At 65.5% G+C, this 21694-nt stretch carries 17 protein-coding genes and 1 tRNA gene; 10 read left to right on the top strand and 8 right to left on the bottom strand.

Features of this window, described 5'->3' with window-relative positions:
• The first annotated feature begins 199 nt into the window (after positions 1–199).
• From AC5RW2_RS03665 to AC5RW2_RS03645, 5 genes are all read left to right on the top strand, one after another.
• Positions 200–1798 carry a glycosyltransferase gene (locus tag AC5RW2_RS03665; protein WP_493962195.1) on the top strand — a complete coding sequence of 533 codons (1599 nt, stop codon included), beginning with the start codon at positions 200–202 and terminating at the stop codon, positions 1796–1798.
• Positions 1799–1999: 201 nt separating this feature from the next.
• Positions 2000–4552 carry an aminopeptidase N gene (pepN, locus tag AC5RW2_RS03660; RefSeq protein ID WP_493962196.1) on the top strand — a complete coding sequence of 851 codons (2553 nt, stop codon included), beginning with the start codon at positions 2000–2002 and terminating at the stop codon, positions 4550–4552.
• 425 nt (positions 4553–4977) lie between these two features.
• Positions 4978–7059, top strand: coding sequence for a DUF6541 family protein (locus AC5RW2_RS03655; protein WP_493962197.1), 2082 nt, complete (start codon positions 4978–4980; stop codon positions 7057–7059).
• Positions 7060–7122: 63 nt separating this feature from the next.
• Positions 7123–7596 carry an OsmC family protein gene (locus AC5RW2_RS03650; protein WP_493962198.1) on the top strand — a complete coding sequence of 158 codons (474 nt, stop codon included), beginning with the start codon at positions 7123–7125 and terminating at the stop codon, positions 7594–7596.
• A 40-nt stretch (positions 7597–7636) separates the two neighbouring features.
• The gene (locus AC5RW2_RS03645) at positions 7637–8164 is read left to right on the top strand and encodes a globin (protein ID WP_493962199.1); all 528 of its coding nucleotides are present in this window, start codon (positions 7637–7639) and stop codon (positions 8162–8164) included.
• Between the two features lie 8 nt (positions 8165–8172).
• Here AC5RW2_RS03645 and AC5RW2_RS03640 read toward each other — a convergent pair whose 3' ends face one another.
• Positions 8173–8850 carry a DUF8185 domain-containing protein gene (locus AC5RW2_RS03640; RefSeq protein ID WP_493962200.1) on the bottom strand — a complete coding sequence of 226 codons (678 nt, stop codon included), beginning with the start codon at positions 8848–8850 and terminating at the stop codon, positions 8173–8175.
• The gene (locus AC5RW2_RS03635) at positions 8847–9371 is read right to left on the bottom strand and encodes an acyl-CoA thioesterase (RefSeq protein ID WP_493962201.1); all 525 of its coding nucleotides are present in this window, start codon (positions 9369–9371) and stop codon (positions 8847–8849) included. The genes AC5RW2_RS03640 and AC5RW2_RS03635 overlap by 4 nt, the downstream gene beginning before the upstream one ends.
• A gap of 153 nt (positions 9372–9524) precedes the next feature.
• On the opposite strand from AC5RW2_RS03635, the gene AC5RW2_RS03630 reads away from it, so the two are divergent.
• A complete protein-coding gene (locus tag AC5RW2_RS03630; RefSeq protein WP_493962202.1) occupies positions 9525–10412 on the top strand; it encodes an acyl-CoA thioesterase in 888 nt (295 codons plus the stop codon).
• A gap of 72 nt (positions 10413–10484) precedes the next feature.
• Here AC5RW2_RS03630 and AC5RW2_RS03625 read toward each other — a convergent pair whose 3' ends face one another.
• From AC5RW2_RS03625 to AC5RW2_RS03610, 4 genes are all read right to left on the bottom strand, one after another.
• Positions 10485–11297 carry an IS3 family transposase gene (locus tag AC5RW2_RS03625; RefSeq protein ID WP_493962203.1) on the bottom strand — a complete coding sequence of 271 codons (813 nt, stop codon included), beginning with the start codon at positions 11295–11297 and terminating at the stop codon, positions 10485–10487.
• A 38-nt stretch (positions 11298–11335) separates the two neighbouring features.
• Positions 11336–11662 carry a helix-turn-helix domain-containing protein gene (locus tag AC5RW2_RS03620; protein ID WP_493962204.1) on the bottom strand — a complete coding sequence of 109 codons (327 nt, stop codon included), beginning with the start codon at positions 11660–11662 and terminating at the stop codon, positions 11336–11338.
• A 257-nt stretch (positions 11663–11919) separates the two neighbouring features.
• Complete coding sequence (ettA, locus tag AC5RW2_RS03615) at positions 11920–13602, bottom strand: energy-dependent translational throttle protein EttA (RefSeq protein ID WP_493952591.1); 1683 nt, start codon at positions 13600–13602, stop codon at positions 11920–11922.
• A gap of 92 nt (positions 13603–13694) precedes the next feature.
• On the bottom strand, positions 13695–14276 hold the full coding sequence (locus AC5RW2_RS03610; RefSeq protein WP_493962205.1) for a single-stranded DNA-binding protein: 582 nt from the start codon (positions 14274–14276) through the stop codon (positions 13695–13697).
• A 221-nt stretch (positions 14277–14497) separates the two neighbouring features.
• On the opposite strand from AC5RW2_RS03610, the gene AC5RW2_RS03605 reads away from it, so the two are divergent.
• From AC5RW2_RS03605 to AC5RW2_RS03595, 3 genes are all read left to right on the top strand, one after another.
• Positions 14498–15139, top strand: coding sequence for a site-specific integrase (locus AC5RW2_RS03605; RefSeq protein WP_493962206.1), 642 nt, complete (start codon positions 14498–14500; stop codon positions 15137–15139).
• Between the two features lie 455 nt (positions 15140–15594).
• Positions 15595–15667 (top strand) — tRNA-Arg (locus AC5RW2_RS03600).
• A gap of 299 nt (positions 15668–15966) precedes the next feature.
• Positions 15967–16842 (top strand): hypothetical protein, encoded by an 876-nt coding sequence (locus tag AC5RW2_RS03595; RefSeq protein ID WP_493962207.1) that lies wholly within the window; start codon positions 15967–15969, stop codon positions 16840–16842.
• A 320-nt stretch (positions 16843–17162) separates the two neighbouring features.
• Here AC5RW2_RS03595 and AC5RW2_RS03590 read toward each other — a convergent pair whose 3' ends face one another.
• Positions 17163–18800 (bottom strand): CotH kinase family protein, encoded by a 1638-nt coding sequence (locus AC5RW2_RS03590; protein ID WP_494073695.1) that lies wholly within the window; start codon positions 18798–18800, stop codon positions 17163–17165.
• 492 nt (positions 18801–19292) lie between these two features.
• On the opposite strand from AC5RW2_RS03590, the gene AC5RW2_RS03585 reads away from it, so the two are divergent.
• A complete protein-coding gene (locus tag AC5RW2_RS03585) occupies positions 19293–19961 on the top strand; it encodes a hypothetical protein (protein WP_494073694.1) in 669 nt (222 codons plus the stop codon).
• A gap of 4 nt (positions 19962–19965) precedes the next feature.
• Here AC5RW2_RS03585 and AC5RW2_RS03580 read toward each other — a convergent pair whose 3' ends face one another.
• Positions 19966–20742 carry an endonuclease/exonuclease/phosphatase family protein gene (locus tag AC5RW2_RS03580; protein WP_494073693.1) on the bottom strand — a complete coding sequence of 259 codons (777 nt, stop codon included), beginning with the start codon at positions 20740–20742 and terminating at the stop codon, positions 19966–19968.
• Positions 20743–21694: the final 952 nt, after the last annotated feature.

The following is a 21694-nucleotide window of genomic DNA, read 5'->3' as shown; positions in this document are numbered from 1 at the left end:
CCTTTCGGGAGGCCATGACCGCGAGCGCGGTGAACAGCGCGCCCCACACCGGCCCGGAAAGACCGCCCAGAACCCTTGATTCCACGCCCCGGCCAGCCAGCGGCAACAGCCCTGCCGGGGCATTTCGGCGTCGTCCGCCCCTTTACGCACGCCCGGCTGGCCGTCAGAATAGCGGCATCCGTTCCGTCAGGATGCGAGCGTGTCGCCTATAGTCCATTTCCCCGTCAACACCCTGGCCCTCAAGCGCGGGGGCCTGGTCAAGGCGGTGCGCACCCGGGCCAACACGCTGGCCCGGAACCGCGCGGCGGAACAGATCTGGATCGAGGTGCTGGGCCTGCAGTTCCGGCTGGCCAGCGAGGTGGCCGAGCTGAAAGCGGGCGGCCATCTGCATCCGGACGTCAAGGTCCGCACCGTGCTGTATGGGCTGGATCCCAGCCCCGCGGCGGACACCCGACAGCCGGTCCAGCCGCCGCCGGAGAACGACTATGACATTGTTCCGGTGGGCACCTCCGGCTTCGCCTTCGGATACTTCCGCGACGGGGTCCAGGAGTATTACGTGCGGTTCCAGCCCGAAGGCGCCCTGGCCGCCGTCGAACAACTGGCGCCGAACCGCGCGCGGCTGCGCCGGGAGGACATGGACGATCAGGGCCGGCTGGTGCTGGTGCAGCATTTCCTGGAAGCGTCCAAGACGCCCACCGCGCAGCGCCTGATCGGCCGCAACGGCCACTGCTTCCTGACCATCACGCAGCATCCCGGCTCGCCCAAATGGGGACGCAGCTACCTGTTCGACGGCGTGCCGCACGACGACGGCGATGCCCTCACCTTCGCGGATCCGGCGGAGCTTTACCGGCATGCCTTCGAGCAACTGCTGGCGGACGAAGAGGCTCCGGTGCTCACGTCCGAATTCCGCGAGAACCTGAACAACCTGCCCGGGAAGACCTTGGACGACGCCGTCGCCAGCGTCCGGCACCCAAACCTGCGGCGCATCGCCGCCGTGCACAGCAACCATTTGGAACCGCCGTACGTGGGGGGTTCGGGTGTCAGCCGCAACTGGCGCAGGCTGCTGGAGCACCTGGACCAATGGGACGGACTCGTCCTGCACACCGATGCTCAGCGTGAGGACATCGCCGCCGAGTTCGGCCACGCCGACCGCCTGCATACGATCGGGCAACTGGCCCCGCCGGAACAGCCAGCGCCCGCAGAGCGCCCGTCCCAAGCCACCGATCCGGACCACCAAACCGCGGCCGCCCCGGCCACCGACCCGAACCGGCTGGTCATGGTCGCCCGGCTGCACCCCAAGAAGCGGGTGGACGAGGCCATCCGGGTCTTCGCCCTGGTGCGGGACGGCAACCCGCAGGCCCGGCTGGAGCTCTTCGGCTTCGGCTACGGCGACGAGGAAGAAGGAACCATCCGGGCGCTCATCGACGAACTGGGCCTCGGCGCCGCCGTCGACTTCCCGCTCTTCACCAACAATCTGGCCGACATCTACGCCACCGCCTGCGCCACGCTGCTCACCTCGGCCTCCGAGGGCTTCCCGCTGATCCTGCTGGAGAGCATGTCCTTCGGCGTCCCGGTCGCCGCCTACGACGCCAATTACGGTCCGCGGGACGTGATCCGCCACGGCACCAATGGCTTCCTGGTACCGTTCGGCGACCGGCAGGCCCTGGCCAACGGCATCCTCGCGGTGATGCGGGATCCGGAGCTGCGCGCGCGCATGGCGCAGGCCAGCCGCGAAACCCTGAAGCGGTTCGACGAAGCCGGCTACGTCACCGGCTGGACCAAGGCATTCACCGGCTGACTCACATCATCCGCAGGGACTCAAACCCGTCCGAAGGGACACAGAACCGAAACTATTCGCCTTTTTTCCACAACTGCTGCGCCGCCGCCTATGGCGGTGAGACAATGACCACATTGTGCAAGGGTTCTTTCAGATCCGGGCACGTCCGACCGGTCCCCCACGAGGGACACCAATGTATTACTGGAGGCGATCTTGCCAGGTTTGAATCTCACCCGTGACGAAGCGCGGGCCCGCGCCGAACTGCTCAACGTTGAGTCGTACGACGTCACGCTGGACCTCACCCGCGGCGCCGAGGTTTTCGGCTCGCGCACCGTGGTCACCTTCAGCGCCACCGCTGGCGGCTCCACCTTCATCGACGCCGTCACGGACACCGTCCGCTCGGTCACGCTCAACGGCACCGCGCTGGATCCGGCCGAGGTCTCCGACGGCGTACGCATCCAACTGCCGGACCTGGCCGAGCACAACGTGCTGGTGATCGACGCCGACGCGCTTTACATGAACACCGGCGAGGGCCTGCACCGCTTCGTCGACCCGGTGGACAACGAGGTCTACCTGTACAGCCAGTTCGAGGTCCCCGACTCGCGCCGCATGTTCGCCGTGTTCGAGCAGCCGGATTTGAAGGCGGCCTTCCGCTTCACCGTCATTGCGCCGTCGCACTGGGATGTCATCTCCAACTCTCCCACCCCGTTGCCGCAGCACGGTGGTTCCACGGCCGACGGCGCTGCTGCCGCCACCTGGGCGTTCGAGCCCACCCCGCGGATCTCTTCCTACATCACCGCGCTGATCGCCGGCCCGTACCAGTCAGTGCGCAGCGAGCTGACCAGCTCCGACGGCCGCATCATCCCGCTGGGGGTGTTCGCGCGCAAATCGCTGATGCAATACCTGGACGCCGAGAACATCTTCACGCTCACCCGGCAGGGCTTCGAGTTCTACGAGAAGCAGTTCGGCACCCCCTACCCGTTCGCCAAGTACGACCAGCTGTTCGTGCCGGAATTCAACGCCGGCGCGATGGAGAACGCCGGCGCCGTCACGTTCCTGGAGAACTACGTGTTCCGCTCCCGCCCCACCAACGCCATGGTGGAACGCCGCGCGATCACGGTGCTGCACGAACTGGCGCACATGTGGTTCGGCGACCTGGTCACCATGCGCTGGTGGAACGACCTGTGGCTGAACGAATCCTTCGCCGAGTTCATGTCCACGCTGGCTGCTGCCGAGGCCACCGAGTACACGAATGCGTGGACCACGTTCGCGTCCATGGAGAAGTCCTGGGCCTACCGGCAGGACCAGCTGCCCTCCACGCACCCGATCACCGCGGAGATCAAGGACCTGGAGGACGTGCAGGTCAACTTCGACGGCATCACCTACGCCAAGGGTGCCTCGGTCCTGCGCCAGCTGGTGGCCTGGGTGGGCCAGGAGGAGTTCATGGCCGGCGTGCGCGAGTACTTCGGCAAGCATGCCTGGGCCAACACCGAACTGGCCGACCTGCTGGGTGAACTGGAGATTTCCAGCGGCCGCGACCTGAAGGACTGGTCGGCCAAGTGGCTGGAAACCGCCGGCGTGAACACGCTGCGTCCGGAGATTTCCACCGACGACGGCGGTGCCATCACCTCGTTCGCCATCCTCCAATCCGCCCCGGAGGGCCACCCGACCATCCGGCCGCACCGCCTCGCCGTCGGCTTCTACAACCTGGACGGCAACGGCAAGCTGGTGCGCACGCACCGCGAGGAACTGGACGTGGACGGCGAGCGCACCGAGGTGCCGCAGCTGGCCGGGCTGGCGCGTCCTGACCTGGTGCTGCTCAACGACGACGACCTGGCCTACGCCAAGATCCGCCTGGACGAGGCTTCGCTGGCCACCTCCAAGGCGCACCTGAAGGACTTCACCGCGTCGCTGCCGCGCACCCTGGTGCTGGCCTCGGCCTGGGACGCCACCCGCGACGGCGAGACGCCGGCCCGCGAGTACGTGGAGCTGGTGCTGAACAACATTGCCTACGAGACCGACTCCTCGGTGGTGCTGGTGCTGCTGCGCCAACTGGCCACCACGCTGACCTTCTACGTGAATCCGGACGACCGCAAGCGGCTGACCATCGCCGCCGCGGACCGGCTCTGGGACCTGGCCGGCGAAGCCGCCGCCGGATCCGACTCGCAACTGCAGTTCGCCAAGGCCTTCGCCGTGCACGCGCAGACCGAGGAACAGCTGGACACCGTCACCGCACTGCTGGACGGCGGGCGCACGCTGGACGGGCTGACCGTGGACGCGGACCTGCGCTGGGAACTGCTCACCTCGCTGGTGGCCGGCGGCCGCTTTGGCCAGGCCGAGATCGACGCCGAGCTGGAGCGCGACCACACCGCCACCGGCCAGCGTGCCGCAGCCTTGGCCCAGGCCGCCATCCCCACCGCCGAGGCGAAGGCAGCGGCGTGGGACGCCGTCGTCGTCAAGGGCGACCTCCCCAACGCCACCCAGCAGTCGGTCATCGCCGGCTTCACCCGGGTGCACGACACCACCCTGCTAGAGCCCTACGCAGCCAAGTACTTCGACGCCATCGAAGACATCTGGAACACGCGCACGCATGAGCTCTCGCAGCAGATCGTGGTGGGGCTCTACCCGTCGCAGCTGACCACCCAGGCCACCGTGGACGCCACGGATGCGTGGCTGGAGTCGCTGGCGGAGCGCTCCCCCGCGCTGCGCCGCCTGGTGCTGGAAAACCGCGACGGCGTAGTCCGCGCACTCAAAGCCCAAGCCGCCGACCGGTAACCCCCCCCCATCGGTGGTCGACCAAGGCCGCTTGCGGCCGCACGGAGACCCGGCCGCGTGGAGACCCCGGCCGCGTGGAGACCCCGGCCGCGTGGAGACCCGCACCGCACCAACACACTGCCCGCCGGAACAAACGTTCCGGCGGGCAGCGTCGTCTTCACGGGCCGGCCACAGGCCTAGCTACGCCCGGCGGCAGCTTTCCTGTTCGCCCGTGGTTCACCGCGAGGACATCTGCCGCCTCTACGGTTCACTGAGCGCTCCGCGAAGAGGTACTGCACCTGCTGCCCGCGGATCTAGAATGCCTCAACAGCGCGGATGGGAAGGAGCCAGATGTCCAGCCGCCAGTCCCGCCACCGCCGGATTTCCGATGCGGCGCGGGACGATCGGCAGTCCCAGTACGGCGACCGCCGGAGGCCGAAGTTGGCATGGGCCCGCTGACGACTGCCGGGCAGCTGGCGGTGATGCTGACCGTTTTCTACCTGCCCGGGTTCCTCGCGCTGCGTGCGCTGCGGCAACCGGCAATCCGAGCCCTGGTGCTCGCCCCGGCCGCCGGCACCGCGCTGGCAGCAGTCGGCACCATGGTCTGCCTTTTCACCGGCGTGCGCTGGAACCTGCTGTCCGCCGCCGTCCTGGCCGCGCTGGGCATTGGGCTCTGCTGGTTGACCGGGCGGGCCATCGCACCGCCGGAAACCCCACTCGCAGCCGTGCCGCGCCCGGTCAAGTGGATGATGGCGGCGTCGTTAGCCGTCACGGCCCTGATCCTGGGTTGGGTCATGCTCCAGGCCATGGGCTCCATCCACCGCGTGTCACAGGCCTGGGATCCGACCTACCACGTCAACGTCCTGCAATGGATCAAGGACAACGGCCAGGCCAGCCCGTGGAGCATCTGGCCAATCTTCGGGGGCGCACCGCCGTCGTTCTATCCCGCCGGCTGGCACGCCATGGTGTCCTTGGTGCCGGGCGACGTGGTCACGGCGGGCAACTTGTCCTGCCTGGTCATCGGCTGCCTGATCTGGCCGGCCTCGCTCGCGCTGCTCGCCCGCGCCTTGTTCCCGGCACGGCCGCTGGTCTGGATCCTGACACCACTGCTCGCCTCGTCCATGCTGGCATTCCCCTATGTCCAGATGTTCCGAGCCGGCCAATGGCCCAACGGTTTCGCTGCGGCCCTGCTGCCGGCCATCATCGCGCTCGGCGTCGAACTGCAGAACCGGCTGCCGGCTCCCTCCGCGGGACATCCTGCCGCTGAGCGCACTGTCAACGCAGATACCGGCCCCGGCGCCCGGCAACGCTCCCTGCCGCATGCCAATCGGAGAAGGACGACGGCGGACCTCGCCGCGCTCGCGATGGTCACCTTCGGTGCAGCCTGGATCCACCCCTCGGCCCTTGCCAGCCTGCTGGTGCTCGGCGGCGTCTATTTGGCGCGCCTCGCAGTCATGGGGCTGGTCCGTCTGTGGCGCAGCCACCGCGGGCTGTTCATTGCTGCCATCAGCGCGCTCGCCGCGGCAGCGGTCGGCGTCGTTGTCCTCCTCACCCAGTCACAGCTGGTCGCGGCCGTGATTTCCTATCCGCGCGGGCGCACGGCGGGTTGGTCGGATGCGCTGGTGTGGTTGTTCTTCGACCTGCCGCGTCAGCCCGACAGCGCCGACGCCGTTCCGGAGAGTTATGGCCTCGCCGTCGGCGTCTTGATGGCCTGCGGCGCGCTGCTGGCCTGCTTCAACCGGAAAACGTGGCCCGCGGTAGCCGGGATGGCGGCAGCCACCGTGCTTTTCATCCTCGCCGCGGGGCCGGAAGACCGGCCGTTCCGTTGGCTAAGCGGCTTCTGGTACACCGACCCTCCGCGGATCGCGCCGCTGGTCCACATCTTCGGCGTGGTCTTCGCCGCGCTGGCCCTGGACCAGTTGTGCACGCTGTTAGTGCGGCTGATCCGTCCGCTGCGCGACAGCGCCAACACCCGCGCGTCAGCCCGCGCGGATCGCCAAAAGTTGGTGGCCGCGGGACTGGCCTTCGCCATCCTGGCCGCGGTCTTCGTGTCCAGCGGAGCCTTCCGGCATGACGTGCGCGTTGATGCGGCCTCCATCCGCTACGGCATCACCGAGCACCGGGACGGCCGGGCGCTGATGGGCGACGAGCAGGACTTCATCCGCTCGCTGGGGCCGCTGCTGCCCGACGACGCCATCGTCATCGGCGACCCGTTCAACGGCCTGCCGTACATCTACTCCCTCACCGGCCACCAAACCGTCTACTTCCAGAACGTCAGCAGCGCGGGGAGCAAGGACAAGGACTACCTGCGCTGGCATTTCCGCAACATCACGTCTGACCCCCGCGTCTGCCCCGCCCTGCAGAGCACAGGTGCCACCTACCTCTACGACGACGAGCCGATCCGTGGCTACCAGCACAGCGCCAAGCACCAGTGGCCCGGCTTCCAACACGTCGACTTCTCCCACGGCTTCCGCCTCATCGCATCGCACGGTGGCGCGGCGCTTTATGAAATCACCGCTTGCCGCTGACTGGCGCACGCCACGCACCGGGTCGCGCAGGTGCAGTGCGGAGGCGCAGGGTTTAATGGCCCCATGGACCTCTCCCAGCACCGCTACTCTGTTTCGCTCCACTGGACCGGCAACCGGGGCGACGGCACGGCCAGTTACCGCGGCTACGGGCGCGACCACGTAGTCCGCGCTGCGGGCCTGCCGGACCTCGCCGGAACCGCGGATCCGACCTTCCACGGCGACAAGGACCGCTGGAACCCGGAACAGCTGCTGCTGACCGCGCTGTCCCAGTGCCACATGCTCTCCTATCTGCACATCGCGGTGAAGAACGGCATCGTGGTGACCGCCTATGACGACGACGCCGAGGGCACCTTGCGCCTGAACCGGGACGGCAGCGGCGAATTCACCTCGGTGACGCTCCGGCCGCGCGTTGCCATCGCGGATGAAGGGCAGTCCGACCTCGCCCAGCGGCTACATGTGGACGCCAACAAGGTCTGCTTCATTGCGCGCAGCGTGAACTTCCCGGTGCTCCACGAACCAGCGGTTGTCCCCGGCTGAGACAATGGTTGCTGACAGCATCAGCGAACAGAGACCACCGATGACCGAAACACCCCAGCACCCCGCACAGCCCGCCTCCCCCGCCGCTCCGGCACAACCCGCGGAGGGTACGGCCCTTCCGTCCCGCTTCGGCCAGCCGCTGGCCACCCTGACGCCGGCGCCGGCAGCCGCGAACGCGTTCAAGCAGCCCGAGTACACGGACAACTTCTACAATGCGGTCGGCGGCCACGAGACGTTCGTGAAACTGGTGGACGTGTTCTACGACGGCATCGCCGAGGACGACGTGCTGCGGGAGATGTACCCCGAAGAGGACCTGGGACCGGCGAAGGTCCGGATGCGGATGTTCCTCGAGCAGTACTGGGGCGGCCCGGGCACCTACAGCGAACAGCGTGGCCACCCGCGGCTGCGGATGCGGCACCAGCCCTTCAAGGTGGACTTCGACGCCCGCGACCGCTGGCTGTCGCACATGCGCCGGGCAGTCGATTCCTTGGAGCTGCCACCGCTCCACGAGCAGACGCTCTGGGACTACTTCGAACGCGCCGCCCACTCCATGGTCAACAGCGCCTAGCAGCGCTCCTAGAGCGAGGCGCCGCTGCGCACCAGCACGTGCCCGCGGCCGGTGCTCACCCGCAGCCACCGGCCGTTCCGGTAAACGGCCGCCGGGTTCCCATCCAAAAAGCCCAGCGTCAGCGCGGCAAAGGCCGCCCCGGAGGGAATGACGACGTCGGCCGGTAGCCCGCCGGTGCTTGGCAGCGGCCTGCTCCAGACGGCGCCGCGGGCATTGTTGACCATCAGCTGCCCCGGGTTCTCCGGCAGTGCTTCGGAGACCTCCCGGATCCCTTCCCGGGCGGCCTCCTCCAATACGGCGGACTCCAGCACGCCGGCGTGTTCCCATCCGGAGCGGGGCGGCAGCACCCCGGTCCACGACTCGGTGACCGTAGTTGGCGGAATGGCTAGTCCGGTTTCAAGGTTCCCCATCCGGGCCAGCCGGTCCCCGACCGCCCCCAACGGGACGGTCTCCTCCACACCGGCCGGCACGGCCAGCGGCATCACCCGCAGGCCCAGAATCGTGGGAGTCGACTCGCCCAGAATCCGCGGCCGCATCAAACACACGTAGGCTGCCAGCACGCTGCCAAACGCCTGCAGGTGGATTGAGCTTTCACCCGCGGCGCGGGCCCGGCTGACGTAGGTCTTCAGGTCCGCCGCAACCTGGACATCGGCCAACTGCAGCACGGGCGGCACGGTGGGGGTCACTGGCTGGCCTCCTGTCCGGCGGCGGCGGCCTTGCTGCCTTCGCGGAACGGGACCGGCGGCCCGGCCCATTGCTGCAGGGCGGCACGGTACCCGTCGGGCAGCGGCACCGGCCGTCCCGTGGCGGCAGTTGCCAGCACCATGGTCGACGCACCCAGCGCATGTACGGTGCCGGTCTGGTCCTCATCAACGACGGCGTAGCCCAGGTCGAAGCTGGAGTTGCCGATCCGTGTCATCCATACGCCAACATGCACCGGTTCGGTCCGGAACTCCAGCGGCACGCGGTACTCGATTTCCTGCCGTCCCACCAGCGTGCGATTATCGGTGCCGCCCAACTCACGCAGGGTCGCGCCCGGCTCCCGGCCGGCTGTTGCCGGAAGTTCCGTCCGCAACTGGTGCAGCAGCACCCGGGCCGTTTCCAGATACCCCAGATACGTCACATTGTTCACGTGGCCATAGGAATCAATGTCGCTGAACCGTAGCTGGATTGGAAAACGCGGGGCATTCGGCGGAACAGTAGGCATGCTGCCATCTTCTCAAAGCCCGGCAGCCGCAACTAACCCGCCCGCCGGACTGGGCTGTTCCTGCCCGTTGCGCCGCGCCGGAGTTGAGTGGTTGACGGGTGCGAACTACTGTCGGAGATGTTCGTACCCGCGGGTAACCGGCAAGGAGAGCAAATGACCGCCATAGAGGAACACGCCGATCCGACGGCGGTGTTGCTGGAGTTGCTGGACCTTTCCGACGCCGACGGCGCCAACACGGACGAGGAAATCTTCGTCGGCGTCTCCGAAAGGCAGCCGCACGGGCGGGTCTTTGGCGGCCAAGTGCTGGCCCAGTCGGTCATCGCGGCGCAGAGGACGGTGGAACCGGACCGGCCCATCCACTCCATGCACGGGTACTTCCTGCGCGCCGGGGACGCCGACCTGCCGATCACCTTCGGCGTCGAACGGCTGCGTGACGGCCGGTCCTTCTCCGCCCGCCGCACCCATGCCTACCAAAAGGGCGTGCCGATCCTGTCGATGATCGCCTCGTTCCAGACGCCCGCCGAAGGACTGGAGCATCAGGAGGCCTTCCCCGACGGCATTCCGGACCCCGAAACGCTGCCGAGCACCGCGGATCTGCTGGGCAAGGTGGACCACCCGGTGGCCCAGCACATGGCCTACCACCGGCCGTTCGACGTCCGCCACGTCCAGGATGCCCTCTACATCCAGGCCAAGGGTGAACGCCAGGCCGTCAATGCCGTCTGGATGAAGACCAAGGGGCCGCTGCCCGACGACCAGGGCCTGCACCGTGCCGCGCTGGCCTTCGGCAGCGACTACACGCTGCTGGAACCCATCCTCCGCCAGCACGGCGTCAGCTGGGTGACTCCCGGCATGAGCGTGGCCAGCCTGGACCACGGCATGTGGTGGCACCGCCCGGTGCGGGTGGACGACTGGCTGCTCTACGTCCAGTCCTCCCCCAGCGCCTCCGGCGCACGCGGCCTGGCCGTCGGCAAAATCTTCAACCGCGACGGCGAACTGGTCGCCACCGTCGCCCAAGAAGGCATGATCCGGATCCCTGAGTAGGCAGCCAAAGACCGAGGGCCGGGCTCCAACACAGTGAACTGGTCCCCTAAAGTTGGACCAACTTATTAGAGCCTAAGCCGCAAGGGCTTGAGCACGGTATTGCACCGGGCTCAAGCCCTTGAGCTTTGTTGAGATCCTTTCGATGTTGTACCAGCGGATGTAGTCGTGCAGTGCTGATTCCAGTGCATTGGTGTTGAGGAATCGGACGTGATTGAAGAGTTCCTCCTTGAGGTGTCCGAAGAAGTTCTCGATGACGGCGTTGTCGTAGCAATTGGCTTTGCGGGACATTGATTGGACCGCGCCGGCGTGCTCTAAGAGTGTGCGCCAGGAGATGTGCTGGTGTTGGAATCCCTGGTCGGAGTGCACGAGCGGTTGCTGTCCGTTCTCCAGGGTGGCCAGTGCGCCGCGCAGTGATGAGTTGGTCAGTTCCAGGTTGGGCGAGGTTCCAATGGCGTAGGAGATGATTTGTCGGTCGAAGAGGTCCATGATTGGTGAGAGGTACAGTTTCCTATCGCCGACGCTGAATTCGGTCACGTCAGTCACCCACTTCTCATTCGGGGCGTCGGTATCAAACTCCCGATTCAGCAGGTTCGGCGCAACAACGCCCTGCTCGCCCTGGTACGAGTTGTAGCGCTTTTTCCGCCGGACCTTGCAGACCAGCCGCAGTGAACGCATCAGCTTCAGCACGGTCTTTTTCGCGATCGTCCAGCCTTGCTTGACCAGTTCGATGTAGACGCGGCGGTGCCCGTACCTGGCGTGGCTCTTCTCAAAGATGCCCGTGACCGCGGCCTTGAGGTCAGCTTGCGGGTCAGGGGCTAGGAGTCGAGCTTGGTGGTAGAAAAACGTCGACCGGGGCAGCCCGGCGACGTCCAGAAGAACTTCCAACCGGTGTTCGGCCTTGAGAGCGATGACAGCGCGGACCTTTAGTGCTGTTCCTTGTCCCTCAAGGCGTGTACTTTTCCCAGGAAGGCCACCTCTGCCCGCAACCGCTCGTTTTCGCGGCGCAACCGCTGAAGCTCCGACTCCGGCTGTGCCGGCGGCTTTGGGGGTGAGATTGGTCGGCCCGGTGGTTTCGGGCGCAAGCCGTCTTCGCCCTCGTTGCGGTATCGCCGCGCCCACTTCTTGATCAGGTCCGGAGACGACAGCTCAAGCTCTTCAGCCAAGGCGACCTGGTTCTCCCCGGCTTGGAACCGGTGCACCGCATCGAGTTTGAACTCGAACGAGAACTTCCGCTTGGTTCGTTTGGTCACTAGCGCCGTACCTCCGCGAACTCTCCACAGGTTGTAGATGCGGACGACAGCTTTTGAGCGGACCCCTAGCCTCGTCGCCGCTGACTTCGCACCCCAACCACTCTCGAACAACGCTACCGCGGCCTCACGCTGTTCCTCAGACAACGAACTACTTTCCTGCATAAAACTGCTCCCCGGAAGTAAGGACTGATTTCTCAGTCCAACTTTCGGGGAGCAGTTCACAGCTGGAGTCCGGCCCTCGTTTTGGGTGCGTGCGTCTAGTCGCGGGTCAGGCGACGGTGTGTCACCCGGTGCGGCTTGGCTGCGTCCGGCCCCAACCGTTCCACCTTGTTCTGCTCATAGGAATCGAAGTTGCCCTCGAACCAGTACCAGTTCGCCGGTTCTTCTTCGGTGCCTTCGTAGGCAAGGATGTGAGTGGCCACCCGGTCCAGGAACCAGCGGTCGTGCGAGACCACCACGGCGCAGCCGGGGAATTCCAGCAGCGCGTTTTCCAGGCTGGACAGTGTTTCCACGTCCAGGTCGTTAGTCGGTTCGTCGAGCAGCAGCAGGTTGCCGCCCTGCTTCAGGGTCATGGCCAGGTTCAGCCGGTTGCGTTCACCGCCGGAGAGCACGCCGGCCTTCTTCTGCTGGTCCGGTCCCTTGAAGCCGAAAGCGGAGACGTAGGCGCGGGATGGCATTTCGACCTGGCCCACCTGGATGTGGTCCAGCCCGTCGGAAACCACCTCCCACAGGGTCTTGTTCGGGTCGATGCCGCCGCGCGACTGGTCGACGTAGGAAATCTTGACGGAATCGCCGATCTTCAGTTCCCCGTCGTCCAGCGGCTCGAGGCCCACGATGGTCTTGAACAGCGTGGTCTTACCGACGCCGTTCGGCCCGATCACGCCGACGATGCCGTTCCGCGGGAGGGAGAAAGACAGACCGTTGATCAGCTCGCGGTCGCCGAACCCCTTGCGCAGGTCCTTGGCCTCGATGACCAACTGGCCCAGCCGCGGCCCCGGCGGAATCTGGATCTCTTCGAAGTCCAGTTTCCGGGTGCGCTCGGCTTCCGCCGCCATTTCCTCGTAGCGAGCCAGACGGGCCTTGGACTTGGTCTGTCGGCCCTTGGCGTTGGAGCGGACCCAGTCCAGCTCATCGGACAGCCGCTTGGCCAGCTTTTGGTCTTTCTTGCCCTGGACTTCCAGACGGGCACGCTTCTTCTCCAGATAGGTGGAGTAGTTGCCCTCGTACGGGTACAGGTGGCCGCGGTCCACTTCGGCGATCCATTCCGCCACGTGGTCCAGGAAGTACCGGTCGTGGGTCACGGCGAGGACGGCGCCCGGGTAGGACTTCAGGTGCTGTTCGAGCCAGAGCACACTTTCGGCGTCCAGGTGGTTGGTGGGCTCGTCGAGCAGCAGCAGGTCCGGCTTCTGCAGCAACAGCTTGCACAGCGCCACCCGGCGCCGCTCGCCGCCGGAGAGCACTGTTACGTCGGCGTCGCCGGGTGGGCAGCGCAGCGCGTCCATGGCCTGCTCCAACTGCGAGTCGATGTCCCAGGCGTCGGCCGCGTCGATCGCCTCCTGCAGCTTGCCCATCTCCTCCAGCAGCGCATCGTAGTCGGCGTCCGGGCTGGCCATCTCCTCGGAGATCTCGTTGAAGCGCTGGATCTTCCCGTAAATCTCGCCGACGCCTTCCTGGACGTTGCCCAGGACCGTCTTTTCCTCGTTCAGCGGCGGCTCCTGCAGCAGGATGCCCACGGTGTAGCCGGGGCTGAGCCGGGCTTCGCCGTTGGAGGGGGTGTCCAGCCCGGCCATGATTTTCAGGATCGTGGACTTGCCCGCACCGTTGGGCCCGACAACGCCGATCTTGGCGCCGGGGAAGAACGACATGCTTACGTCGTCGAGAATGACTTTGTCGCCAACGGCCTTGCGAGCCTTGGTCATCGTGTAAATGAATTCCGCCATGCCCTCAAGGCTAGTCGCTGCGCCCCGCGATCACACATTCAGCCCAGCTGCCGTCCGGTGGCGGCGCGGCGCCGCCGCCCGCCACCGCACGCTCAGCTGGCCATCGGCAGGTCGGCCCCGCTTCCTCTCGCTTCGCCGGAGGGTTCGTCATCCGGTGCGGCCATGGCCGGTTGGCCCGTTTCAAGCGTGTTTCCGCCGCCCGCCCCCTGCTGGACGTCTGCCGCCTGCGGATCCACCAAAGCCATTGAGCGGTAGTCCGCATTCGAGCGCTGCCCGTCCTGACCATCCGGCGGGGCCGCACCCAGTGGCGCCGCGGTCCAGTTCTTGATGAATTCCGCGGTGCCCCGGCGCAGGTCGTGTCCGATCGAATCGGCGTCGATCTCCGGAGACGTGCCGCGGCGGCCGTCCTGCAGCTCCCACTGGCGCAGTTTCAGCTTGCCGGTCACCACCACCGGATCCCCCTTGGACAGGCTTCGCCACAGGTTTTCGGCCAGGCCGCGGAAGGCCTGGACCGTGTACCAGTTCGTCACTCCCTTGACCCACTCGCCGGTGTCCCGGTTCAGCCAATCCCCCGACGACGCCAGCCTGAACTCGGCCACCGCGTCACCCTTCTTGGTCTGCTTCCGCTGCACCTCCGTGCCGAGCACGCCGCGGACCGTGATGTAGTCGCTCATCTCCTGCCTCCGATCTGGTCGAAACCGGCTGTCCCGCCGGCAGCAGCCACTCTTCCGGCACCCGCGGGCCAACGACAGCGCCGCGGGGCCGCCTGTGGACAGGACTCCGCCGCCGGCGGCCTGTGTAGGAAGGAACCCGGCGGAGTGGCCATCCGTTGGCTTGTCCACAGGAACCCCGCAGCCGGCCCCGCCGGGGCCGGCAGTCTCCTAGCCTCGAAGGCATGGACGCAGTCGGAGCCCGCGGACACAAGCGGCGCGTGTACCGGGTGCCCGCCAGCGGCGGCACCGCAGGACGCCCTACGCCCCGGCCGGCAGGCATGATGACCGTCGGAGAACTCTATGCCGACTGGATGCGCCTGCTGACCAGCCAGGGCCTGCGCGGCGGCCCGATCGCGGCCAGCACCGAGGCCAACTACCGGAAGAACTGGCACCGGCACATCGAGCCGCGTTGGGCCTCGATACCGGTGGACCGGGTGCACTGGCGCGACGCCGGCCAGTGGATCGCCGGCCTGCAGGCGGGCCGCCGCGGCCAGTCAGGCAACAACACCCGGCGCCGGGTCGCGCTGATGTTCATCCGGCTGATGCGCCACAGCGTCTACCTGGAACTGCTGCCGGAGAACCCGGCCACCGATGCCACCGGCCGCGCCGGCTATGTGCCCCGGGCCCCGGTGGAGAAGCGGCGTATCTATTTGTCCATGCCGGAACTCCAGGCCCTCGCCGGACAATGCGCGCCGTGGACGGACCTGGTCATGCTCGCCGGCACCACGGGACTGCGCTGGGGCGAGATTACCGCGCTGTGCGCCCAGGACTTCCGCAGGACGCCCGAGGGCTGGCTGCTGGAGGTGCTCCGCTCGTGGAAGTAGGGCGACACCGGTACACCGTCGCCCAACACCAAGAACGGCGGCACGCGCACCGTCCCGGTCCCGGACAAGGTCGCCGCCCCGGTGCTCGCCGCCCGCCCGCCGGAGGGACTGCTGTTCCGATCCCGCGGCCGCGGCGGGGGCACCGGCGGACGGCTGCACCACTCCAACTTCGCCGCCCGGGTGCTGCGCCCGACCGCCGCCGGCGCCGGGCTGAACCCGGCCCCCGTTCCACGACCTGCGCCACACGGCCGTCAGCCTGATCCTGCACGCCACCAAGGACGTCAAGCTGGCACAGCGGATCGCCGGCCATTCCTCCGCCCAGCTGACGCTGGACACTTATGCCGAACTCTTCGAACAGACCCTGTTCACCGCCTCCCGGGCGCTCGACGGCTTGATAGAGTAAATCCTGGATTTGACCCGAACCGCGCGCGCAGGGGCTCGGGCTGAAACCGCCAGCCTCGGTAGCTCAGCGGATAGAGCAGGAGCCTTCTAATCTCTTGGTCGCAGGTTCGATTCCTGTCCGGGGCGCAATAAGTTACGGTAGCCCTCGCGGCGTCATGCAGACGCGTTGCGCCGGTGGCCTGCAAAAATTTTGTTCGTCCGGGATCCCCGGATATGCGGATCGTGCCTATGCTTCTTCGCCCGATCTAGCCATTGGCCGCCGGGCGCGTGCCTGGTGAGTGCCGGGGTGACGCTGCGGCCGAATCGGAACGCCCTCCCAACGGGAGTGAGCAGCGTCTCAGTTAAAAGCCAGGCGTGCCGGGAACCGGCCACGTACAGGTATCGTTACCTATCCGTAATATTCTCGATCGAACTAGGTACGAAATATGGCTGACGATTCCGCTGCCAACGATAAGCCCAAACCGTTTCTCGGACTAAGTGGCACTCAAACTATTGGCTCCGCGCTTGCCGCGGTGACCTCCGCACTAGTGGGATCCTTTCTCGGCGTCGCCGGAACGCTGATCGGCGCCGCAATTGGTTCCATCGTCGCCACGGTGGGGGCCGCGCTCTATGCCCGGACGCTGAGTTCGGCCGCCACGGTGGCGCTGAAGAAAATCCCCAAGGCGCGGGTGGGTGCCTTGCGGGGGATTGAAGAGGTGGCTGCCAGCGCTCCGTCCGAGGAGATCGAACCGCAGCCACAGGATAAACCCGCCAAGAAGCGCATCGCGCCGATGACGTGGGTCAAGGTTGGACTGGCCAGCGCAGCCACTTTCGCCATCGCGATGGTCGGCATCACGGCGGTCGAATTCGGCACAAGCCAGCCGATCTCCAGCCTGGTCTCGTCTGCCACGGGCATCGACCGTGCCTCAAGCGCCTACAAAACGACCCTTGGCTCCTTGGGCGGCAACCAAGAGGCAGCGGAACAAACGGACAAACCGGCCAAACAGGACGAGGCCCCCGCGAAGACCGAAGACGGGGCGACCGACGACGGTGCGGCCGACGACGCTGTGACGACGGATGATCCCACAGTTGACGGGAACAGCTCGACCGAAGTTGAAGAGCCGGGTCAAAACGAATCGAACGGCTCCGAACAGGGCCCGGCCCCTGCCCCGGCAACGGGCCAAACCGCCGAGCCTGCCCCGGAAACGACCCAGGCCCCGGCACCGACTCAGGCTCCGGCACCGGACGAGCTCCCAGAACCCGGTCCAGCCGAGCAAGGCGCCCCGTCCGTTGGTGGCGGCGACGCCGGAACCGGTCAGTAGCAAGTCCTTCCCCCGCGCAAGCCCGGCGTCGCGGACGCGGCGTTGGGCTTGTGCAAACGGGTCGGAACAGTGCGCCTTTCTTCAGGTGGCAGTACGCGCAGACCTGGGTGACGATGGAAGGCACTGCCGTGGCCGCTCTTGCACCCATCGACGACCCTCGTTCAGGGTGGAGCTTGACGCGCCACTAGTGCTGAGGGCTGGCTGCGAGAGGTCGCGTTGACCAACGGATCGAGTTCATCTACATCCCCTTCGCCGCCGTGGACGGCCATTCCCGGTTTGCCTACGCCGAGTCCCTGCCGGGATCAGAGGCAGCAGCCGGCCTACCTGTACTGGCTGTTCATCCAACTAATCCGGCTCTTCATCCAACTGCGCAGGTAGCTGACTTCCTTCGACCAGGTGCCCTTGACGATGTGGTAGTTGCGGAGCTTCTGCTTGACGTTCCACATCTTGAAGTTTGCAGCCGCGGATTTCGAGATCAGCTTGCTTTGACTGGCCAGGTAGGAATCGCTCTTCTTCAGCGCGGCGTGAACCTGTGTCCAGCGCTTGCTGACAGCTTTTTGGAAACCGGGATCGTCATTCAGCCGGTTGAACCAGGTATCCGCCGACTGCCGTGTGGAGATCTTTAGCGGATCGCGGAGGTACCAGGTGTTTGTATTGTCCAGCCTGCCAGCCTTGTTTGCGTTCCCGGCTGCGATATCAAAGTCCCAGAGCGGTCCGAAATACAGCTTCCCATTGGCCTTCTTGTACATGTACACACTGGCAAACATGTTGCCATCGAGGGGCTTCATGACTTCCATGGCGATGTAATAGTCGACGGCGGAGCGCTGGTCGATGTACTTTCGCCAGCCTTTCGTGGAGGACTTGAAGTTCTTGCCGAACAGCGCCTTGTCCGCGGCATCAAGATACCCGTCGATGTACTTGACCTGGGCGGATGTAATGCCCTTTCCGGTATCCTTGCCAGCTTCGTCATAGTCGTTTTCGGGTTCCTTGATGCCCACGTAGCCGTGTTTGCCGACCGTCACGTTGTGGTCGGCACCCTTGCGGAAATCCCACTCGAGGACGTAGCCGCCGGTCTTATCGGTGGATTTCGAATCTAGCTCCGGCACGCTGACCCGGACAGCATCCCCCGGCTTCTTCTTGGCCGGATCGGTGACTGCAATCCGCTCGATCAGCAGATACGAACCGCGGTAGGAACCGTTGACATAGAGGTCCACTGGCCTGGATTTGGGGGTCCAGGCCAGTTTCGTCATCTTTGAACCGATGAAGCCGGCGAGCGAGTTGCGCAGCAGCGACTTGTCATAATGATTCGCCACCAGAGCCCATTTCTTGCTGGCGCCCATGCCACACAGATCAACCTTCTTGTCGAGCTTGACGGTGTACGACTTCTTGTCGAAGGTCCATGATGAGTTGCCCCGCCCCTTGGCCACCGCCAACTGTGACGAGACGGCGGCGCAGCCAGCCCCGGCCTTAATGGCAAACCGGCCTTCGAAGTAGCGGCTGCGGGTGTTGATCGATTTGCCTTCGTTGGTGTTCAAGGACACTGCGGGAATCCCGAGCTTCTTGAAGGGAGTCTTGGCCACGTATTTGACAGTGCTGGAGACCGTCTCGGTGCTGCCGGTGCCGGTCACTGCACGGTACTCGTGCTTGACTTCCAGCGGGTTGGCAATGTTGAAGGTCGCCTTGCCATTGGAATCTTGAGTACCGGTGGCAACCGTCTTCCACGTCGAGGACGTCACTTCGGTGGTCATCGAGGTCACGATCGTTTTTGCTTGCAGTTTGACAGCCTGGCCCGATACGGCCGGGCCGAACTGCGCGGTCGCCTTTGCGGCGGTTCCTGCTCCGCCGTCGGCAATGGCCAGAGTTGCGGTAGCCGCACTGGCCTGCGGCAGAGAAGGTGGTAACACCACTAAACCGAGCGACAGTGAAACTATTGCGGCAGCAGAAAATAGGCTTTTCATGATTCCCCCGAATCAGCGCGCGACCCCAAGATGCGATAGTGCCCGTACCCTACTCTTCCTAGTGCTATCGGACAACACCCCCCGCGTTGACTCATAGAGAACCTACGCGTAGCCGGATACACTGCCTCATTGGAAAACCTCCGCACAGCGGCGTGTTGGACGGCAGTGGCGGCCTGTGCCGCGGGTTATGCCCGTTTCTATGGAGCTAGCGATGGCCCAGCGGCAAGCCTTGACGAAGAAAAGGCCCTCACCTACAAGAACGCCGATCGTGCAGGGAAGTCCCGGATCCTGGACGAGCTGGTCGAGCTGACCGGTTGGCCCGCGACCACGCGCGGCCGCCCTGCGGGAGGCATTGGTCTTGAAAATAGTCCGGCCCCCGGCCGGGCCGGGCACCGGTCTATGGGCCGGACCTGCAGCCTGCGCTGATCAAGTGCTGGGCAGTGCTGCGCGCCCCGGCCTTGCAAGCTGCTGGCCCCAATGCTTCCGATCCTGGTGCCGTTGCTGCGCCGCGACAAGGAACTCGAGATCACGGACGCGCATGCCGCTCTGCTGGTGCGGATGAGCGCGGCGACGATCGGCCGCAAGCTCTCCGGAGAACGGGGGAAACTGCTGCTGCGCAGACGCTCCCATACCAAGCCAGGCACCCTGCTGAAGTCCCAGATCCCGGTGCGGACCTGGGCCGAATGGGACGACGCGGTCCCCGGCTTCGTGGAGATCGACTTGGTCGGCCATGACGACCGGCGGGACTATGGACCGCTCGGTGCGCGACAAGGGTTTCCAAAGCGGGAGCCCGTCACTACGTTGCTACTCCTTCTCAAGCAGCGCCGCCGTGCGAGGGTCACCAGCAAGCACAATCTCCCAGTCATTCCGCATCAGCTGGCGGTCTGGGCCGAGCCGATGAGCCTCTTCGTTCAGAAGCACTCGGAGTTCAAGCGCATCAACCCTGCCACCCTCTGCCTGCAATTCCTTTCACCGGCCAACTGGACCCCCTCGCCAAGTACCAACCAGCGCCCAAACCCTGCGCCAGCCGTACCTAGAAACCGTCGCTCTCCCTCCCCGGAGAACAGGAATTCTGCGACCGCACCTTTAGCCTCAAGCCGTAATCTACAGCGGACTGAGGCATCCGGTGCGGTCTACCCGTTGCATGGCCAAGCCGGATGACAGGCTAGAACCACACCGGCATGGACCCCACGAGAGCTGTCCCGGCACCAGGAACCGGCTTCAGTAACGTCAGGTCCGCGATGATCGGCCGATGATCGGAAGACTGCGTGTCGATGACTCTGGTAGCACGCACCTGAATGCGGCCTCGGACCAGTATGTAATCGATCCTCTTGGTCGGCCGGTCGGACCGAAAACTATAGCCCTTGCCCCCACCCCGCATGACGAAGGAGTCTGTGAATCTGGCGGTGATCCTCCGCATTTCCGAAGTTCCAGGAACAGTGTTTAGGTCGCCCACCAGGACGGCGGGCTGACGAGATGCACCGGCAATCGCCGCGACCTGCCTCATCTGCAGCCGGCGCTGTTCAGCGCGCTGGTGATCCAAATGAGTAGTGAAGAAATTTAGGCGGACCTGTCCCAAATCGATGACCGTTTCGAGCAGTCCGCGCTGTTCCGACGGGTCTCGGGCGTACAGGATATTGTCGAGCACGTGATTGCGCGCGCTGATGATCTTGTGCTTGCTAAGGACAGCGGTACCGAACTGCCTGCGCTTCGACTTCCCGACTTTTGGCGGCCGGTCCAAATTGGCGCCATAGACGAAGTACATGCCCAGCCTGTGGGCTAGCCACGCTGCCTGATCTGCGAAATCGCTGCGGGAGGACATGTGCCGGTCCACCTCCTGCAGGCCGATGACATCTGCCCCGCTGGCACGGATGTCGCGGGCGATAGCTGGGAGATCCAGTTCGTCTTCGTCGTCCGCACCGTGGTGGATATTGAACGACATAACGCGGACATCTTCGCGGACGACAGTCGGCCTCTTGTAGGCGCCCGGGTAGTGGGCTGAGGGCGGGGCCTTCGTTGCTGCAGGCAGAGCGCTGAGGAAAAGAGCGCCGGTTTCGGAGGAGCGGCCAGATGGGGTGGCACCGTCGCCCGACATCGCCCCCTGCCCTGGTATGGCAAGAGTTATTGCCAAGGCTGCTGCCGCCGCCAGCTCGCGTGTGCCCATGTTGCCACCCGCTGTCCCAAATTCCTGACGCGGCCGGAACTCCCTGTAGCTCGGTCGGGTTCGCGCAGGTTCCAGCAGTTTGGACCCAGAGGAATACCTGTGTCAACGGCCTTCGCGAGCCGCGGCAACCCTGCCAGTGCGCACCGTTCTTCACATTTACCCCATGTGGGCAAGGCTCATTTCGATGTGCACTCGCAGGGAACTCTAACGCAGCGGGATATCCAAGGCTGCGCTCGGGTTGTCGCACTCGCAGCGGGGACGCCGCCAGGCGAATGCATCGAGGTGGTCAGCCATCTGCCCCGCTGGAGACCGAAGTAGTCACGCTCGCGGCCTTTCAATCCTTTCGATCCTTTTCTAAGAGGTTGATGTGCCCTATGACTCAGCCGCAGCCGGCGTGGCGTCTTCCCGATGGAAAATGTGAACCAGTTTCTGATTCGGGACCACGCCGTGCTGTCAGCGCGGACGCTGTGCCAAGCGCGAAAGACGTCCGCGAGCGGCTGGAGAGGGTACCGGCAGACAGCACCCTTTAAGACGGCCCCCACGGCGGACGTTGAGTCACCGAGACCTTGACCAGCGTTGAATAACTCGTGGATACCAGCCTCATTTTCTCGTCTATGCCCCGGGGCCAGGACAGAAAGCGCGAGTCATTCAGATTACCGGTCTAGGAATCAGTTCGGGGCTTCCTGCGCATTGGTTCGGATGTGCGCTTTAAACGCGAACCCCTTGTTTC

The organism is Arthrobacter sp. B0316-1-20, from assembly GCF_059091865.1.
The sequence above is the reverse complement of the archived record's forward strand: the minus strand, read 5'-3'. Positions and strand labels throughout refer to the sequence as shown.

Coding starts and splice junctions, on each gene's coding strand:
- AC5RW2_RS03655 (WP_493962197.1), top strand. CDS start 4,978: ATGGGCCCGCTGACGACTGCCGGGCAGCTGGCGGTGATGCTGACCGTT.
- AC5RW2_RS03650 (WP_493962198.1), top strand. CDS start 7,123: ATGGACCTCTCCCAGCACCGCTACTCTGTTTCGCTCCACTGGACCGGC.
- AC5RW2_RS03645 (WP_493962199.1), top strand. CDS start 7,637: ATGACCGAAACACCCCAGCACCCCGCACAGCCCGCCTCCCCCGCCGCT.
- AC5RW2_RS03635 (WP_493962201.1), bottom strand. CDS start 9,371: ATGCCTACTGTTCCGCCGAATGCCCCGCGTTTTCCAATCCAGCTACGG.
- AC5RW2_RS03630 (WP_493962202.1), top strand. CDS start 9,525: ATGACCGCCATAGAGGAACACGCCGATCCGACGGCGGTGTTGCTGGAG.
- ettA (WP_493952591.1), bottom strand. CDS start 13,602: ATGGCGGAATTCATTTACACGATGACCAAGGCTCGCAAGGCCGTTGGC.
- AC5RW2_RS03610 (WP_493962205.1), bottom strand. CDS start 14,276: ATGAGCGACTACATCACGGTCCGCGGCGTGCTCGGCACGGAGGTGCAG.
- AC5RW2_RS03605 (WP_493962206.1), top strand. CDS start 14,498: ATGGACGCAGTCGGAGCCCGCGGACACAAGCGGCGCGTGTACCGGGTG.
- AC5RW2_RS03595 (WP_493962207.1), top strand. CDS start 15,967: ATGGCTGACGATTCCGCTGCCAACGATAAGCCCAAACCGTTTCTCGGA.
- AC5RW2_RS03590 (WP_494073695.1), bottom strand. CDS start 18,800: ATGAAAAGCCTATTTTCTGCTGCCGCAATAGTTTCACTGTCGCTCGGT.
- AC5RW2_RS03580 (WP_494073693.1), bottom strand. CDS start 20,742: ATGTCGTTCAATATCCACCACGGTGCGGACGACGAAGACGAACTGGAT.